The organism is Sulfitobacter sp. EE-36, assembly GCF_000152605.1.
GTDB classification, from domain to species: Bacteria; Pseudomonadota; Alphaproteobacteria; order Rhodobacterales; family Rhodobacteraceae; genus Sulfitobacter; species Sulfitobacter pontiacus.
On sequence record NZ_CH959310.1, the window covers coordinates 999,798 to 1,015,640 of the forward strand.

At 63.3% G+C, this 15,843-nt stretch carries 15 protein-coding genes and 1 riboswitch; of the genes, 6 read left to right on the forward strand and 9 right to left on the reverse strand.

Annotated elements, in window-relative coordinates:
- The first annotated feature begins 26 nt into the window (after positions 1-26).
- The 3 genes from EE36_RS07380 to EE36_RS07390 all read left to right on the forward strand — a co-directional run bounded on the left by EE36_RS07380 (position 27) and on the right by EE36_RS07390 (position 3,834).
- On the forward strand, positions 27-692 hold the full coding sequence (locus tag EE36_RS07380) for a glutathione S-transferase family protein (protein WP_005850934.1): 666 nt from the start codon (positions 27-29) through the stop codon (positions 690-692).
- A 15-nt stretch (positions 693-707) separates the two neighbouring features.
- Positions 708-1,766, forward strand: a complete 1,059-nt coding sequence (gene queG / locus EE36_RS07385) for a tRNA epoxyqueuosine(34) reductase QueG (RefSeq protein ID WP_005850936.1) — start codon at positions 708-710, stop codon at positions 1,764-1,766.
- Positions 1,767-1,827: 61 nt separating this feature from the next.
- Positions 1,828-3,834: a hydantoinase/oxoprolinase N-terminal domain-containing protein gene (locus EE36_RS07390; RefSeq protein ID WP_005850937.1), complete on the forward strand. Its 2,007-nt coding sequence runs from the start codon at positions 1,828-1,830 to the stop codon at positions 3,832-3,834.
- A gap of 51 nt (positions 3,835-3,885) precedes the next feature.
- Here the strand turns inward: EE36_RS07390 and msrA are convergent, their stop codons facing one another.
- The 6 genes from msrA to ade all read right to left on the reverse strand — a co-directional run bounded on the left by msrA (position 3,886) and on the right by ade (position 9,658).
- Positions 3,886-4,395: a peptide-methionine (S)-S-oxide reductase MsrA gene (gene msrA, locus EE36_RS07395; protein ID WP_037942922.1), complete on the reverse strand. Its 510-nt coding sequence runs from the start codon at positions 4,393-4,395 to the stop codon at positions 3,886-3,888.
- The gene (gene msrB / locus EE36_RS07400) at positions 4,392-4,841 is read right to left on the reverse strand and encodes a peptide-methionine (R)-S-oxide reductase MsrB (RefSeq protein ID WP_005850940.1); all 450 of its coding nucleotides are present in this window, start codon (positions 4,839-4,841) and stop codon (positions 4,392-4,394) included. Before msrB ends, msrA begins: the two co-directional genes overlap by 4 nt.
- Positions 4,842-4,961: 120 nt before the next feature.
- Positions 4,962-5,831 (reverse strand): DMT family transporter, encoded by an 870-nt coding sequence (locus tag EE36_RS07405; protein WP_039911731.1) that lies wholly within the window; start codon positions 5,829-5,831, stop codon positions 4,962-4,964.
- Positions 5,832-5,975: 144 nt separating this feature from the next.
- Positions 5,976-6,266, reverse strand: coding sequence for an HU family DNA-binding protein (locus EE36_RS07410; protein ID WP_235183739.1), 291 nt, complete (start codon positions 6,264-6,266; stop codon positions 5,976-5,978).
- Positions 6,267-6,395: 129 nt separating this feature from the next.
- Entirely contained in the window at positions 6,396-7,859 is a 1,464-nt protein-coding gene (locus EE36_RS07415) for an AMP nucleosidase (protein ID WP_005850943.1), read from the reverse strand.
- Complete coding sequence (ade, locus tag EE36_RS07420) at positions 7,856-9,658, reverse strand: adenine deaminase (RefSeq protein WP_005850944.1); 1,803 nt, start codon at positions 9,656-9,658, stop codon at positions 7,856-7,858. The genes EE36_RS07415 and ade overlap by 4 nt, the downstream gene beginning before the upstream one ends.
- Positions 9,659-9,779: 121 nt before the next feature.
- Between ade and EE36_RS07425 the strand changes: the two genes are divergently transcribed.
- Genes EE36_RS07425 through EE36_RS07435 form a run of 3 tightly spaced genes read left to right on the forward strand, consistent with a single transcriptional unit; the run spans position 9,780 to position 12,511 of the window.
- Entirely contained in the window at positions 9,780-11,045 is a 1,266-nt protein-coding gene (locus tag EE36_RS07425) for a glycosyltransferase family 4 protein (protein WP_005850945.1), read from the forward strand.
- A gap of 12 nt (positions 11,046-11,057) precedes the next feature.
- Positions 11,058-11,912, forward strand: a complete 855-nt coding sequence (locus tag EE36_RS07430; protein WP_005850946.1) for an SDR family oxidoreductase — start codon at positions 11,058-11,060, stop codon at positions 11,910-11,912.
- Between the two features lie 14 nt (positions 11,913-11,926).
- Complete coding sequence (locus tag EE36_RS07435; RefSeq protein ID WP_005850947.1) at positions 11,927-12,511, forward strand: exopolysaccharide biosynthesis protein; 585 nt, start codon at positions 11,927-11,929, stop codon at positions 12,509-12,511.
- On the opposite strand, the gene EE36_RS07440 is transcribed toward EE36_RS07435, so the two are convergent.
- Genes EE36_RS07440 through thiB form a run of 3 tightly spaced genes read right to left on the reverse strand, consistent with a single transcriptional unit; the run spans position 12,512 to position 15,700 of the window.
- Positions 12,512-13,204, reverse strand: a complete 693-nt coding sequence (locus tag EE36_RS07440) for an ATP-binding cassette domain-containing protein (RefSeq protein WP_005850948.1) — start codon at positions 13,202-13,204, stop codon at positions 12,512-12,514. It lies immediately after the preceding gene.
- Entirely contained in the window at positions 13,191-14,747 is a 1,557-nt protein-coding gene (locus EE36_RS07445) for a thiamine/thiamine pyrophosphate ABC transporter permease ThiP (RefSeq protein WP_005850949.1), read from the reverse strand. Before EE36_RS07445 ends, EE36_RS07440 begins: the two co-directional genes overlap by 14 nt.
- Complete coding sequence (gene thiB / locus EE36_RS07450) at positions 14,723-15,700, reverse strand: thiamine ABC transporter substrate binding subunit (protein ID WP_005850950.1); 978 nt, start codon at positions 15,698-15,700, stop codon at positions 14,723-14,725. The genes EE36_RS07445 and thiB overlap by 25 nt, the downstream gene beginning before the upstream one ends.
- A 34-nt stretch (positions 15,701-15,734) precedes the next feature.
- Positions 15,735-15,834, reverse strand: a riboswitch (TPP riboswitch).
- Between the last annotated feature and the right edge of the window lie 9 nt (positions 15,835-15,843).

Sequence of the window (15,843 nt, forward strand, 5' to 3'; positions counted from 1 at the left end):
CCTGTTTGTTAGTACCGGAACCCCTTATGGCTCGCCTGTTTCACGTCCCGCTTTCGCCGTTCTGCCGCAAAGTCCGGCTGAGCCTCGCTGAAAAGAAGATCGAGGTCGAACGCGTCGAAGAGCGGTATTGGGAGCAAGACCCAGATTTCATGCGTCGCAATCCGGCGGGCAAGGTGCCCGTATTGCAGCTTGACGGCATCATCATGTCCGAAAGCGCCGCGATCTGCGAATATATCGAGGAGACCCGCCCCGAACCGTCGCTGATGCCCTCTGATCCGGTTCAGCGGCTTGAAGTGCGTCGTCTGGTCAGCTGGTTCGATGACAAGTTCCACGACGAGGTCACCTCGAAGCTGCTCTACGAACGGGTCAACAAAAAGGTGATGAAGCAGGGGTTTCCCGACAGCCGCAACGTCAAGGACGGGGCTAAGGCGATCAAGTATCACATCGACTATATGGCATGGCTGCTGGACCACCGGCGCTGGCTGGCAGGCGATGTGATGACGCTGGCCGATTTCGCGGCGGCGGCGCATCTGTCCTCGCTCGATTATATCTCGGATGTGGACTGGAACCGGTCCGACGTGGTCAAGGACTGGTACGCCAAGATCAAGTCCCGCCCTGCGTTCCGGTCGTTGCTGGCCGATCAGGTGCCGGGCTTCCCGCCGCCGAAGCATTACAATGACCTTGATTTCTGATCCACGCCGCGCCCGATGTCTGTGACACCGGCTGCCGATACGGACTCCCTGCGGGGCCGGTTGGTGGCGCAGGCGCTGGACGAAGGCTTTGTCTCCTGCCGGATCTGCCGCCCCGACGCGGTGCCTGATGTGCCCGAACGGCTGCAGGCTTTCGTCGATGCAGGCTATCACGGGCAGATGGCGTGGATGGCCGACCGTATGGCATGGCGCGGCAACCCTGCCGCCCTTTGGCCCGAGGCGCGGTCGGTGATCATGTTGGCCGAAAGCTACACCCCAGAATACGACCCGACCGAGGTGCTGAACCACCCCGACAAGGCGGGCGTATCTGTCTATGCGCAGGGACGCGACTACCACGACATCGTAAAGAAACGGCTCAAGCGGGTGGCGCGATGGCTGGTGGCGCAGGAACCCTGCGAGGTGAAGGTCTTTGTCGACACGGCCCCCGTGCCGGAAAAGGCGCTTGGGCAGGCGGCGGGGCTGGGCTGGCAGGGCAAGCACACCAATCTGCTAAGCCGCGACTGGGGGAACTGGGCCTTTCTGGGCGCGATTTTCACCACGTTGGATTTCACCCCCGACACGGCAGAGGTGGATCACTGCGGGTCGTGCCGGTCCTGCCTCACGGCGTGCCCGACGAATGCCTTCCCCGCGCCCTATCAGCTGGATGCGCGGCGCTGCATTTCCTATCTGACGATTGAACACAACGGGCCGGTCGACCTAGAGCTGCGCAGCAAGATGGGCAACCGCATCTACGGCTGTGACGATTGCCTTGCCGCCTGCCCGTGGAACAAATTCGCCGTCGCGGCGAGCGATTTGCGCTATCACGGCGGTGTCGGAGCCCCCGATCTGGCAGAACTGGCGACGCTGGATGATGCGGCCTTTCGTCTGCGGTTCAGCGGCTCGCCGATCAAGCGGATCGGGCGCAACCGGTTCATTCGCAATGTGCTTTATGCCATCGGCAATTCCGGTCAGGCGCGTCTGACCCCTGTGGCGCAGGGCTTGTTGGACGATCCGGACGCGACTGTCGCCGACGCGGCGCAATGGGCCGTGGCCCGTCTGCGCGAAAACCAAGGCTGACAGGGCTGGACCGCTGCGCCGGAACAGGTAAACCCTAGGCAAACGGTGCAAGGATAGTTGAATGGCGCTTTTGCTTGGGGTCGATACGGGCGGCACCTATACGGATGCGGTGCTGATCCGCGATGAAACCACGGTGATCGCATCGGCCAAGGCGCTGACCACCCGCGCCGATCTGGCCCTTGGTGTGGGGCAGGCCGTGCGCCGCGTGCTGGCGGCGGCCGATGTTTCAGCGGGTCAGGTGGCGATGGCGTCGCTGTCGACCACGCTGGCAACCAATGCGCTGGTCGAAGGGCAGGGCGGGCGCGTCGCGTTGATCTATGTCGGCTTCAAGGAACGGGATCTTGAGACGCACGGGCTGGCAGGGGCGCTGAACGGTGACCCTTATCTGATCCTTGGCGGGGGTCATGACCACGCAGGCGCAGAGCGTGCCCCGCTGGACGAAGCCGCGCTGATCTCCTTTTTGACCGAGCAGCGTGAACAGGTCAGCGGTTTTGCCGTCGCCAGCCAGTTCGCCACGCGCAACCCCGTCCATGAACAACGCGTCGCCGCCTTGGTGACGCAGGTGACGGGGCGGCCCGTGTCGGCCTCGCATCAGCTGTCGGCCAAGCTCAACGGGCCAAAACGGGCGCTGACGGCGGTGCTGAACGCGCGGCTGATCGGGATGATCGACCGGCTGATCGGGCGGGCAGAGGATGTGTTGACCGACATTGGCGTCACCGCCCCGCTGATGGTGGTGCGGGGGGACGGAGCGCTGATCTCTGCCGCGCAGGCACGGGAACGGCCGATTGAAACGATCCTCAGCGGGCCTGCGGCCTCGATCGTGGGGGCGCGGTGGATGACCGGTGCGGCCCGTGCGTTGGTCAGCGATATTGGCGGCACCACCACCGATGTAGCCCTGTTGCGCGATGGCCGGCCCGCGATCGACCCCGCAGGGGCCCGCGTCGGCAGCTACCGCACGATGGTAGAGGCCGTTGCCATGCGCACCACTGGTCTGGGGGGCGACAGCGAGGTGCATTTCCTGACAGAAGGCTTGCAAGGGGGGGTGACGCTGGGGCCCAAGCGGGTCTTGCCCATTGCGCTCATCGCGACGGAGGCACCCGAGGTGGTTCATGCCGCGCTTGATGCGCAGCTGCGCAGCACCACCCCCGGCGAATATGACGGGCGCTTTGTGCGTGCCGTAGCCAGTCAACCGCGCGAGGGGATCTCGGCGCGTGAACAAATGCTGCTGGACCGTATTGGTGACGGGCTGCACCCGATGGCCGACATCCTGCGCGCCCGCATAGAGACAGGCGCGCTGAAACGTCTGGTAGAGCGTGGTTTGGTCCAGCTGGCCGGCGTTACGCCATCGGACGCAAGCCATGTGCTGGGACGGGTCGCGGCGTGGGACGCAGAGGCCGCAGGCAAGGCGCTGCGGTTGTTTGGACGGCGACGCACAGGCGCGGGGCAGATGCTAGCCCCTGACCCTGCCGCTATGGCGCAGATCATTGTGGATCAACTGACCGAACAGACCGCGCTGGCCATGCTGGAAGCGGCGTTGGCGGAAGAAGAGCCCGCCTTTGATACAGAACCCGAAACGCTGGCCCGCCACCAGCTGTTGCAGCGCGGGTTGCGCGGGCACGCGGGGCTTGTGCGGATCGAGGCGGCGTTGAACCTGCCGGTGATCGGGCTGGGGGCCTCTGCCGCGGCCTATTATCCGGCGGTGGGGGAACGGCTGGGCACGCAGATGATCCTGCCCGAAAATGCCGCGGTGGCCAATGCCATTGGCGCTGTCGTCGGGCGGGTGACCATGCGGGAAAGCGGCACGGTGACGTCCCCGGCAGAGGGGCGGTTCAGGGTGTATCTGGCCGGCGGGCCGCAGGATTTCACGGATCAGACACAGGCGCTGAGCACGCTTGAGGCAACCCTGCGCGACAAGGCAGAGGCGGCGGCTCGGGCGGCGGGGGTGGTCGATGTGCAGATCGACGTGCAACGCGACATCCGCCATGCAGAGGTCGAAAGCCGCAAGGTCTTTATTGAAGCGCTGCTGACGGTCGAGGCGACAGGCAGGCCAAGGGTCGCATCGGCCTGACGCTGCACAAAAGAAAACGGCGCAAACCCGAGGGGCTGCGCCGTTTTGCGTTTATTCTGCTGCCGCGCGTTTGGGCAGGACCCAATCGGGGCGCGGGAAGTGGCAGGTGTAGCCGTTTGGAATACGCTCCAGATAATCCTGATGCTCGGGCTCTGCTTCCCAGAAATCGCTGACGGGTTCTACCTCTGTCACGACTTTGCCCGGCCAGATGCCCGATGCCTCTACATCGGCAATCGTGTCCAGCGCCGTGGCTTTCTGGTCTTCGTCGACATAGTAGATCGCCGAACGATAGCTCAGCCCGCGGTCATTGCCCTGACGGTTCAACGTGGTCGGGTCGTGGATCTGGAAAAACAGTTCCAGCAGATCGCGATAGCTGATCACGTCGTCGTCAAACATCACCTCGATCGCCTCGGCATGGGTGCCGTGATCGCGGTAGGTGGCATTGGGCACATCGCCGCCCGAATAGCCCACGCGGGTCGATAGAACCCCCTCGCGTTTGCGGATCAGGTCCTGCATGCCCCAAAAGCATCCTCCGGCCAGTACTGCGCGTTGTTCGCTCATGCTACATCCTCCACTTGGTTGATATAATCGCCATAGCCTGCGTCTTGCATGTCGTCACGATGAATAAAGCGCAACGAGGCGGAATTGATGCAATAGCGCAGCCCGCCACGATCCGCGGGACCGTCGGGGAAGACGTGGCCCAGATGGCTGTCCCCATGGGCGCTGCGCACCTCGGTGCGGATCATGCCCAGCGACGCGTCACGCAGTTCGGCGACATGGGCCGGTTCGATGGGTTTGGTAAAGCTCGGCCAGCCGCAGCCGGATTCGTATTTGTCCGAGGACGCGAACAGCGGCTCGCCAGAGACGATGTCTACGTAGATGCCCGGCTCTTTGTTATCAAGCAGCTTGCCCGTGCCCGGCCGTTCGGTGCCGTTCTGCTGGGTGACACGGAATTCTTCGGGGGACAGAGCGTTAATGGCGGCGTCGGTCTTTTCATAGGTCGGCATGCGAGGCTCCTTTGCGGTTTGATACATTAAATGGGGCCTGCGCGGGTTTTTCAAAGGGGTAATGCACCGACGCACCGATCTGTGACCGCCCGCCTGTCGCCCAACCCCTTGGCTTGCAGGTCAGGCCCTGCGCTGCCGCGAGACCTGAACCGCAAGAATACCCAAGGCAATCACGGCGACGCCGATGATATCCTGAACCCCCAGCGGTTCGCCCAGCAATAGCCAGGCAATCGCCACCCCGAAAAACGGGTTGAGGAAATGGAAGGTTGCGGCGCGGGTGGCTCCGATACGGTTGACCAGCCAGAACCAGACCACCGTCGCCAGCAGCCCCGGCACCAGACAGGTATACAGGAACGCCAGCGCCAGTGGCCAGCTTGGGCTGATGTGCGGCGTCTCGAACAGCAAGGTCGCAATCGATAGCGCCACGCAGCCGACAAGCATCTGCAAACCCACCACCATCAGGAAGTTCCCGCCAGAGGTCGCACCGCGCACCAGCAGGGTCGCCGCTGATAGCGCGACCACACCGACGCCGCATAGCACCAACCCCGTCAGATCGACGCCGCCGCTGATCCTTGCGCCCATAATGATGGCCACCCCGATCACACCGGCGATCAGCCCTGCGACGCCCAACGGCTTGAGCTTTTCCCCCAGAAACAGCCATGTCGCCAGACCGACCAGCAACGGCATGGTCGAGGCGATGATCGCCGCCAGTGACGCCTGTACGGTCTGCATCGCGACAAAGTTCATCCCCAGATAGACCGCGTTTTGCAGCACGCCGAAAATGATCGTTGCCCGCCATTGCGCAGGCGTCAGTCGCCACGTCTGACCAAGCGCCAGCGCGACCCCCACGCCGATCAGGCCAGAGATCAGATACCGCGCCGACAAAGCCATCAAAGGGGACGCGTCCGCGACGATAATCCGCGCCGATGTAAAGGCAGAGGACCACATGACGGCGAAGGCCAGCCCCATGAGAATTGCACGTATATCCATGAGGGGGCCTTTCAGGTTTTCCAGTGGGCGGAGACTTCCGCAGTTGCCCGACAGGGGCAAGCGCATTCATCGCAACACAGACCTGCGCCAAACGCAAAGGGCCGCCCGTGGGCGACCCTTTGTCAGAACAGACTGTGATCAGTCTTATTCGTTAACGCTGTCTTTCAGCGCTTTCGCGATGGTCATCTTAACAACCTTGTCCGCGTCTTTCTTGAACTGTTCGCCGGTGGCAGGGTTGCGCACCATACGCTCGGGGCGTTCGCGGCAGTAGATTTTGCCAATGCCGGGAAGTGTCACAGCGCCACCGCCGGAGACTTCTTTGGTGATCAACGCGCAAACCGCGTCCAGTGCCGCGCTTGCTGTTTTCTTGTCTTCGCCCATTTCCTCAGCCAAAGCCGCGACGAGCTGGGTTTTTGTCATTGGTTTAGTTGCCATCTTGTTTTTCTCCTTCGTCCGCCCGGATTAGGGCCTCACGCGCAGAATGTAACGGTATGTTGTGGCTGAACACAACGAATAGGTCGCAAGAAACCGCGAAAACATGCTATTTTCAGCCGATTTCGGCCTTTAGAGAAAGGCAGTTTCGTCAAACGAGCGCAATTTTCGGCTATGCAACCGCTCTAGCGGCATATCGCGTAGCTGTTCCATCGCGCGAATACCGATCATCAAGTGTCGTGCGACCTGCGTTTTGTAGAAATCAGAGGCCATACCGGGCAGCTTCAACTCGCCATGCAAGGGTTTGTCCGAGACGCATAGAAGCGTGCCGTAGGGCACCCGGAAGCGGTAGCCGTTGGCCGCAATCGTGGCGCTTTCCATATCCAGCGCCACGGCGCGCGACTGGCTGAGCCGTTGCACCGGACCGGATTGATCGCGCAATTCCCAGTTGCGGTTGTCGATGGTGGCAACGGTGCCCGTGCGCATGATCCGCTTCAACTCGTAGCCCTCAAGCTGGGTGACCTGTTCAACGGCGTCCTCCAGCGCGATCTGGATCTCGGCCAGCGCGGGGATCGGAACCCAGACCGGCAAATCGTCGTCCAGCACGTGATCCTCGCGCAGATAGCCATGCGCCAGCACGAAATCCCCAAGCGCCTGTGTGTTGCGCAAACCGGCACAGTGGCCGACCATCAGCCACGCATGGGGCCGCAGCACGGCGATGTGGTCGGTCGCGGTTTTCGCGTTGGATGGGCCGACGCCGATGTTGACCAGCGTGATCCCGGACCCGTTCGCGCGCTTGAGGTGGTAGGTCGGCATCTGCGGAGTCTTGACCGACGCAGGCAGCGGCGCGTCGCCGTCGGAAATCTCGACATTGCCGGTAGAGACGAAGGACGTGTAGCCGCTATCGGGGTCGCGCAACATGGCGCGGGCGTATTCCTCGAACTCGGTGACGTAGAACTGGTAGTTGGTGAACAGCACGTGGCTTTGGAAATGTTCGGGATCGGTTGCGGTGTAATGCGTCAGCCGTGCCAGCGAATAATCGACGCGCTGCGCGGTGAAGGGGGCCAGCGGGCGCACGTTGTCCAGCGGTAGATAGGTGCCGTTGACGATGTCGTCATTGGTTGTGCTCAGGTCCGGCACGTCAAACACATCGCGCAGGGTGAAATCCGCGGCACCTTCCTGCGGGATCGTCACGCTGTCGTCATTGCTGACCGCGAAATGCACGGGGATTGGCGTGTCGGATACCGCGATGGTCACGGGCTGGCCGTGGTTTTCGATCAGCAGACGGATTTGTTGTGTCAGGTAATGTTTGAACAATTCTGGCCGCGTAATCGTGGCCGAGAAGGTGCCGGGGGACGACACATGGCCGAACGACAGCCGTGAATCCACCTGCGCATAGCTGGAGGTGGTAAACCGGATCTCGGGGTAGAAGGCCCTGATCCGCGTTTCCGGGGCGGCGCTGTCCATCGCCTTCTGGAAATGTGCGCTCAGGAAGCCTGTCGCTTGGCTGTATAGCTCGATCAGCCGTGCAACGGCGGCAGCGGCATCGGTGAACTGTTCGGCGGGGCGGGCGTCTGGGGTAAGGATTCTGGTCATGAAACGGGCTCTAACAAAGGAATAAATTCAAAACTGCGCACATCGACCAAGCCGAGGTCAGAGATGCGCAATTCGGGAATGACAACAAGCGCCAAAAGCGAATGCTGCATATAGGCGTTGTTCAGCGTGCAGCCACAGTCGCGCATCGCCTGCATCATGGCTTCGGTCTTGGCGGCGACCTCGGAGGCGGGGTTGTCGGACATCAGGCCGGCGATCGGCAGCTCGACCATGGCCAGCTCTGCCCCGTCCTTGAAGATGGTGATCCCGCCGCCAACCTCGCGCAGACGGTTCGCGGCCATCGCCATATGCTTGGTATCGGTGCCCACCACGATCATGTGGTGACTGTCATGCGCCACGGTGGACGCCATCGCCATCGGCCCCTGATAGCCAAAGCCCGAGACCAGCGCGTTGACCACAGTGCCGGTGCCGCGGTGCCGTTCGACCAGTGCGATCTGGCACACTTCGCCCGTGGACTGCACGCGCCCTTCGGTCACCGGCAGCTCGAATTTCAGCGCGCGGGTGGGGGCCTGATTCTCGACCACGCCGATGACATTGGCGGTGACGGCATTGGCCCCCGCAGGAGCGGTGATCTGGAAATCATCCGCGCCAAGGGCTTTGCCCATGTTGACGGTCTGCCGCGCATGGGGCGGCCAGTCGTAATGCGGGCAGTCTACCAGACACGCGCCATCCTCGGCCACGATCTGCCCCCGCGCGATCACCGTCTCGATGGGGAGCGTTTCGAGGTCAGAGGTCAGGATCACATCGGCCCGCCGCCCGGGCGTCAGCGATCCGATCTCGCGTTCCAGCCCAAAGTGGGTCGCGGTGTTGATCGTCGCCATTTGCAGCGCGACCAAAGGATCGCAGCCGCAGTCGATGGCATGGCGCACCACGCGGTTCATATGACCGTCATTGACCAAGGTGCCGGAATGGCAGTCATCGGTGCACAGGATCATGTTGCGCGAATCCAGCCCTTTTTCGGTGATCGCGGTGATCTGTGTTTCCACGTCATACCACGCGGACCCCAGCCGGATCATCGACCGCATCCCCTGACGCATCCGCGCAATGGCATCCGCCTCGCAGGTGCCCTCGTGATCATCCGCAGGGCCGCCCGCCACATAGGCTGCAAAGGCGGGCCCCAGATCGGGGGAGGCATAGTGCCCGCCCACGGTCTTGCCCGCGCGTTGCGTTGCGGCAATCTCGGCCAGCATCTTGGGGTCGCCCGCGGTCACACCGGGGAAGTTCATCATCTCGCCCAGACCGATGATGCCGGGCCAGTGCATGGCCTCGGCGACATCCTCTGCCGTGATTTCAAAGCCGGTGGTTTCCAGACCGGGGGCGGATGGCGCACAGGACGGCATCTGGGTGAAGATGTTCACCGGCTGCATCAGGGCTTCGTCATGCATCATGCGCACGCCTTCCAGCCCCAGCACATTGGCGATCTCATGCGGGTCGGTGAACATCGACGTGGTGCCATGGGGGATCACGGCGCGGGCAAATTCCGCCGGTGTCAGCATGCCGCTTTCGATGTGCATATGCCCGTCACACAGGCCGGGGATCATATAGCGGCCCTTTGCCTCGATCACCTTGGTCGTGTCGCCTTTGCAATGGCTGGCGTCCGGCCCGACAAAGGCAATGCGCCCCGCCTTGATCGCGATATCATGGTCCGGCAGGGTTTCGCGCGTGTGCACGTTGACCCAGATACCGCCGGTGATAATCGTATCCGCAGCACTGCGTCCTGCCGCAACAGCGACCAGTTGATCGGCCACATCGGGCCACGAGGGGAATGTGTGTTCTTTCATACCTGACGTTGACACGAAGATCGCCCGAGGTTCAAGCCAGAGCCGTCCAGCGCCGTGGCGTTTGCACTGTCCGTGCTGACTGGGCTAACTGTCTGCAACCGACAGGACATAAGGCGACCCCATGAAGATCATGTTTGTGCACCAGAATATGCCCGGCCAATACCGCGAGCTGGTGCAATGGCTGGCCGATCAACGCACACACCAGATCTATTTCCTGACCCAACGCAAAAATCCGCCCCGTTTTGATGGCGTCGAGACACGGGTCTACAAGGCGCATCACAGACCGGCAGAGACTGCCTATGGGCTGTCGAAGAACTGGGAGGAATCGACTGGCAACGGCTTGGGGGCCGCCCGCGCGGCCAAACAGATCGAGACCCGCGAAGGGTTCAAGCCGGATATCGTGGTGGGGCATGTGGGCTGGGGGGAGCTGACGTTTTTCAAGCAGATCTGGCCCGATGTCCCGATCATCGGCTTCTTCGAGTATTACTACAGCGATACCGGCGGCCCTGTGGGGTTCGACCCCGAAGACCCGGTGACCGAGAATACCCCGTTTCTGTTGCACGCGCGCAATGCCGTGCCGCTGGCCAATATCGAAACTGTCGATGTCGGGCTCAGCCCGACCTACTGGCAGCGCGACCGTTTTCCGCAAAGCTTTCACCGCAAGCTCTATGTCTGTCACGACGGGATACGCACGGACCAGCTGCGCCCCGATCCGGCGGTGACGCTCAAGCTGGGGCGGATGGATCGCGCCCTGACCAAGGATGACGAGGTGCTGACCTTTGTGTCGCGCAACCTTGAACGCACGCGGGGTTTTCATGTGTTCATGCGCGCATTGCCACGCATTCTGAAGCAACGCCCCGATGCGCGGGTGTTGGTGGTAGGGGGCAACGACACCTCTTATGGCGGCAAAAGCAAACACCCCGGGGGTCTGCGCGCCGAGATGGAGGCAGAGGTAGGCAAGCACGTCGATTGGTCACGGGTGCATTTTCTGGGCAAGCTGTCCTACGAGGACTACCAGAAGGTTATTCAGATCAGCCGCTGCCACCTTTATCTGACCATGCCATTTGTGCTGTCGTGGTCCCTGCTCGAGGCGATGGCGATGGGCGCGACGATTGTCGGCTCTGACGTGGCCCCCGTGCGCGAGGCGATTACCCACGGCGAAACCGGTCTGCTATGCGATTTCTTCGATCCCGACGCGCTGGGCGATCAGGTGGCGGATGTGCTGGGCAATCCGGCGGCCTATGCGCATCTGGGGCCTGCGGCGCGGGCGCATGTGGTCCAGACGTACGACTTCCTGACCAAATGCCTGCCGGAACATATCGCGCAGATGAATGCATTGGTCCCCGAAGGGCAGCGGATCGCCTTGCCCCGGACCGCCACCACATAGAAAGGACGCCTCATGGAGAAAACGCTGCTGTCGATTGGGCATGGCTTTAGCGCGCGCGCCCTTGCCGCACGGCTGGTGCCGCAGGGCTGGCGCATCATCGGCACCACGCGCAGCCCCGACAAGGCAGATGCCATCGCGGACACAGGCGTTGAACCCGTCGTCTGGCCGGGGGCCGATCTGGGGGCGTTGATCGCGCAGTTTCCCAATGTGCTCGTCTCGGCCGGACCGGACAGCGCAGGCGATCCGGTTTTGAATGCGGTCGAGGATGCGGTCATTCGCGCCGCGCCCGATCTGCGGTGGGTCGGCTACCTGTCGACAACAGGGGTTTACGGTGACCACGACGGCAATTGGGTGGACGAGGACACGCCGCTGACACCATCGACCAAGCGCGGACGCGCCCGTGTCACGGCAGAGGCACGGTGGCAGGCGATCCCCGATCTGCCGCTGCATATCTTTCGCCTCGCAGGCATCTATGGCCCCGGACGCGGCCCCTTTGCCAAGGTGCGGGCCGGAACGGCGCGGCGGATCATCAAGCAGGGGCAGGTCTTCTCTCGGATCCATGTCGAGGATATTGCCCAAGCGCTTGAGCTGTCCTTGCAGCGGCCCGACCCGGGCGCGGTCTATAATCTGTGCGACGATGACCCCGCGCCGCCGCAAGACGTGATCGCCCACGCGGCAGCGCTGCTTGGCCTGCCCGTGCCCCCCGCGATCCCCTTTGATCAGGCCGATATGACCCCCATGGCCCGCAGCTTTTACGCGGAAAGCAAGAAGGTTCGGAACGACCGTATCAAGCAGGCGTTAGGCTGGGCACCGCAGTTCCCCACCTATCGGGCCGGGCTGGCGGCATTGCTTGCACAAGACAGCTGACCTTTGGGGGGTATATGCACAATATCGAGGAGCGTAGCCTCACCCATCTGCTGGACGGGATGGAACAAGCGGCCAGCCGCGAGACGGTCACGATCAACGATGTGCTGAACGAATTCGGAGAGCGGTCCCTGCTCCCGTTCATTCTGCTGGCCGCGCTGCTGTTGGTGTCGCCGCTGTCCGGTGTCTTTGGTGTGTCCAGTTTCATGGCGATGGTGATCATCGTGCTGTCGGCGCAGGCGGTCTATGGGCGCAAACGTCTGTGGTTGCCGCAGTTCCTGCTGCGCCGGGAGGTCAAGTCATCCCGATTGCTGTTCTGCGTGCGGTGGCTGCGCAAGCCCGCGGCGTTTTTTGATCGCCACTCGGGCAAAAGGCTCCAGTTTCTGACGACAGGCCCGATGCGTCTGCTGACGTTGGTGACCTGCGTGATCCTGCCTGTGGGTTGGCCCTTGCTTGAATTCGTGCCCTTCGCGTCGTCCTTCGGGGGCGGGACGGTGGCGCTGTTTGCCTTTGGTCTGTTCACCCGCGACGGGCTTTATGTGCTGCTGGGGTATCTGACAATCCTGCTGACATCGCTGACCTTTTACGCCGTTATTTTCTGATTACCCCAGATAGGCGCGCAGCGCGTCGGGCGGGTTGTCCATCAGCGCTGCGGCAGGCTGCGGCGGATGTGCAGTGCCAGCTTCGACAAAGATCACCTGATCCGCGATGCGGCGCACGTCCTCGGGGGCGTGGGTGACCATGATCAACGCGGCTTTGGTCTCTGCGGCGAGGGCGGCCACCAGATCCAGCATGTCGTTGCGCAGGGCGGGGCCAAGTGCGGCAAAGGGTTCGTCGAGCAGCACAAGCGGACGGGCTTGTACCAGCACCCGTGCGAGGGCCACACGGCTTTGCTGCCCGCCGGAAAGCTCGGCAGGTTTGCGGGCAGCCATCCCCTGCAGCCCGACGCGATCAAGCGCCTCGTGTACACGGGTTTGGTCCGCGGTGCCGAGCCGCAGGTCGGGGCGCAGCCCCAGCCCCACATTCTGCATCACGCTGAGATGGGGAAAGAGGTTGTTGTCCTGAAAAAGCATCGTCATCGGCCGTGCACCGGGGGCGGCTTGGGTGATGTCTTTGCCCTGCCACAGCAGCCTGCCGGACCTGAGCGGAATGAACCCGCAAAGCGCCCCCAGCAGGGTGGATTTTCCCGCACCCGAGGGGCCGATCACCGCATAGGTCTGCGCGGGCGCAAGGGTCAGGTCGGCGTGCAGGGTAAAGCTGCCTTGGGTGATCTGTGCGGTCTCAAGCGTCAGCATGCCAGCGCCCTCCCTTGTCGAATATCCAGAAAATCCCAAGCGACAGCGCCAGCAGGATCAGGGCCGCACCGGCCGCGGCCTCCATCCGGTAGGCCCCCATCAACCGGTACATCTGCAGTGGCAGGGTGGCACTGTCGGGGTCGGCGAACAAGGCGATGACCCCCAGATCCCCCATCGACAGGGCGCCGGTCAGCCCCGCGGCAAAGCCGATCTGCGGGCGCAAGCGTGGCAGGATCAGCCAGCGCCAAAGCGGCCATCCACTCAGCCCCAGCATCTGCGCCTGCCGGCCATAGATCTGCACCGTGTCGCGCAGGCGGGGCACCAGAATACGCAGGGCGAAGGGCAGGGCCATCAGCGCATTGACCAGCGCCGTGACGGGCAGGGCCAGCGCAAAGGGGCTGGCGACAGGGTTGATCAGAATGAACCAGCCGGTGCCGATCATCAGCGGAGAGGCGGCTAGACCCAAGAGGCCCACGGCCTCTACCCCGCCGCGGGCGCGGGTCGCGATCCATCCGGCAAGGGGCAGGGCCAAGGCCAGCAAGACCACCACGCTAATCAGTGCCACGGTGAGTGAGGTGCCCGCCGCCTGCCACACGCTGGCGGGCATTTGCGGCAGGCCGATCACCCCGCGCAGCACGACCGAGGTCAGGGGCAGCAGCAGAAACCCCGCCGCCAACGTGATGAACAGCGCGTCGAGCCACCGTTGCAGCCCACCACGTGCGTCCCAGCGGTGCAGGGGTCGGTCCTGCCCGCCGCCCAGACTGATCGCGGGGATGATCCACAGCGCCAGCGCGGCGGTGCTGCCCGCAAGCCCAAGCTGCACCAGCGACAGCAGCGCTGCACGGTTCAGGTCAAAGTCGAAACGGAACGCCTGATAGATCGCAAGCTCGATCGTCGTGGCGCGGGGGCCGCCGCCGAGGGTCAGCGCGACGGCAAAGCTGGTCAGGCAGATCACAAAGATCAACGCTGCGGTGCCGGGCAGGATTTGCCGCAGGAGGGGAAGCTCGATGCTGCGGAATACCGCGCGCGGGGTCAGGCCAAGCTGTGCGGCCAGCCGGAACCGTTCCGCGGGCACGGTCTGCCACGCCTGCAACAACAGCCGCGTGGCCAGCGGGAGGTTAAAAAAGATATGCGCCAGCACCACGCCGTGCAGCCCGTAGATCGTGATGCCGGGCAATCCGACCGCCGCCAGCGCCGCATTGAGCCAGCCCGCGCGGCCAAAGACCGCAAGCACCCCGAGCACGGCGACAATCACCGGCAGGATGAACGGTGCCCCCAGCAGCGTGACCAGCAGCCCGCGCCCGACAAAGCGCCGTCGCGCCAAGGCGCGGGCGACAGGGATTGCCAGCATGGTAGACAGCAGGGCGGAAAGCGCGGCCTGTAGCACGGTGAACCGGATCGCGGACCAATCGGCCGGGCCAAGCCCGCTGCCGAACTCGGCCCGCCACAGCACGGCCCCCACCGCAGCAAGGATCAGCGCCGCAACCAGAACGGCGGCGCTGATGCCGGATTTCGTGCTTATTGCGACAGTGCGGAGAGCCATTCGGCCAATGCTTCCTCGCGCAGGGCGGGCACGTCATCGTTCGGGATCAGCAGCGCCTTGCCCGGTTCGATCAACTGCTCAAAGCCTTCGGGCAGCCCGCCTTGGGGCGTGACGGCGGGGTACATCCAGTTGGTCGTGGGCAGCACCGATTGCGCCGCGTCCGATACCATGAACTGCATGAACTGATCGGCCAGCTCGGGCTGGTCGCTGCCCGCCAGTTTGCCGACCACTTCGATCTGCATGTAGTGGCCTTCGTCAAAGGCGGCGGCGGCTTTGGTCGCGTCCTCTTCGGCGATCAGGTGGTAAGCGGGGGATGTGGTATAGCTCAGCACCATGTCGGCTTCGCCCTCAAGAAACAGGCCGTAGGCTTCGGACCAGCCCTTGGTCACGGTCACGACGTTATCCGCCAGACCTTCCCAGATCGCAGGGGCCTCGTCGCCATAAGCGTCCTTGACCCACATCAGCAGGCCCAGACCGGGGGTAGAGGACCGCGGGTCCTGGATCACGATCTTGAGGTCACTGTCGGCCAGCGCGCGGAAATTCGCGGGCGGGGTCAGATCAGCGTTATGGACAAAGGCGAAATAGCCCCAGTCATAGGGGGCAAAGCTGTCATCCTCCCATGTGACCGGCAGGTCATAATCCGCGTTCACTGTGGCGGGCGCGAACAGCCCTGTTTCCTTGGCCCCCGCGATCAGGCTGGTATCAAGCCCCAGCACCAGATCGGCGTCAGACCGCGCGCCTTCCAGCTTGAGCCGCGCCAGCAGCGCCGCGCCATCGCCCATGCCGACGAATTTCAGATCGCAGGCGCATTCGGCCTCGAAGGCCGCTTCGATCACGGGGCCGGGGCCCCATTCGGCGACAAAGCTGTCGTAGGTATAGACCACCAGTTCGGGCGTATCGGCCCATGCTTGCGTGGCGAAAAGCGTGGTGGCAGCAAGTGTAAGATACTTCATGGCATCCTCCAAAATGCGGCGTCAGAAAGCGTTGGAGGTGTATCCAGACCTTCCCTCCGCCGGTGTTAACCGGTTCAGGTTCAACGGGTCCGTGCGCGCACATCTCAGCCTGTCAGGCCCCCCGAGGTATCTTATCGGTAGAA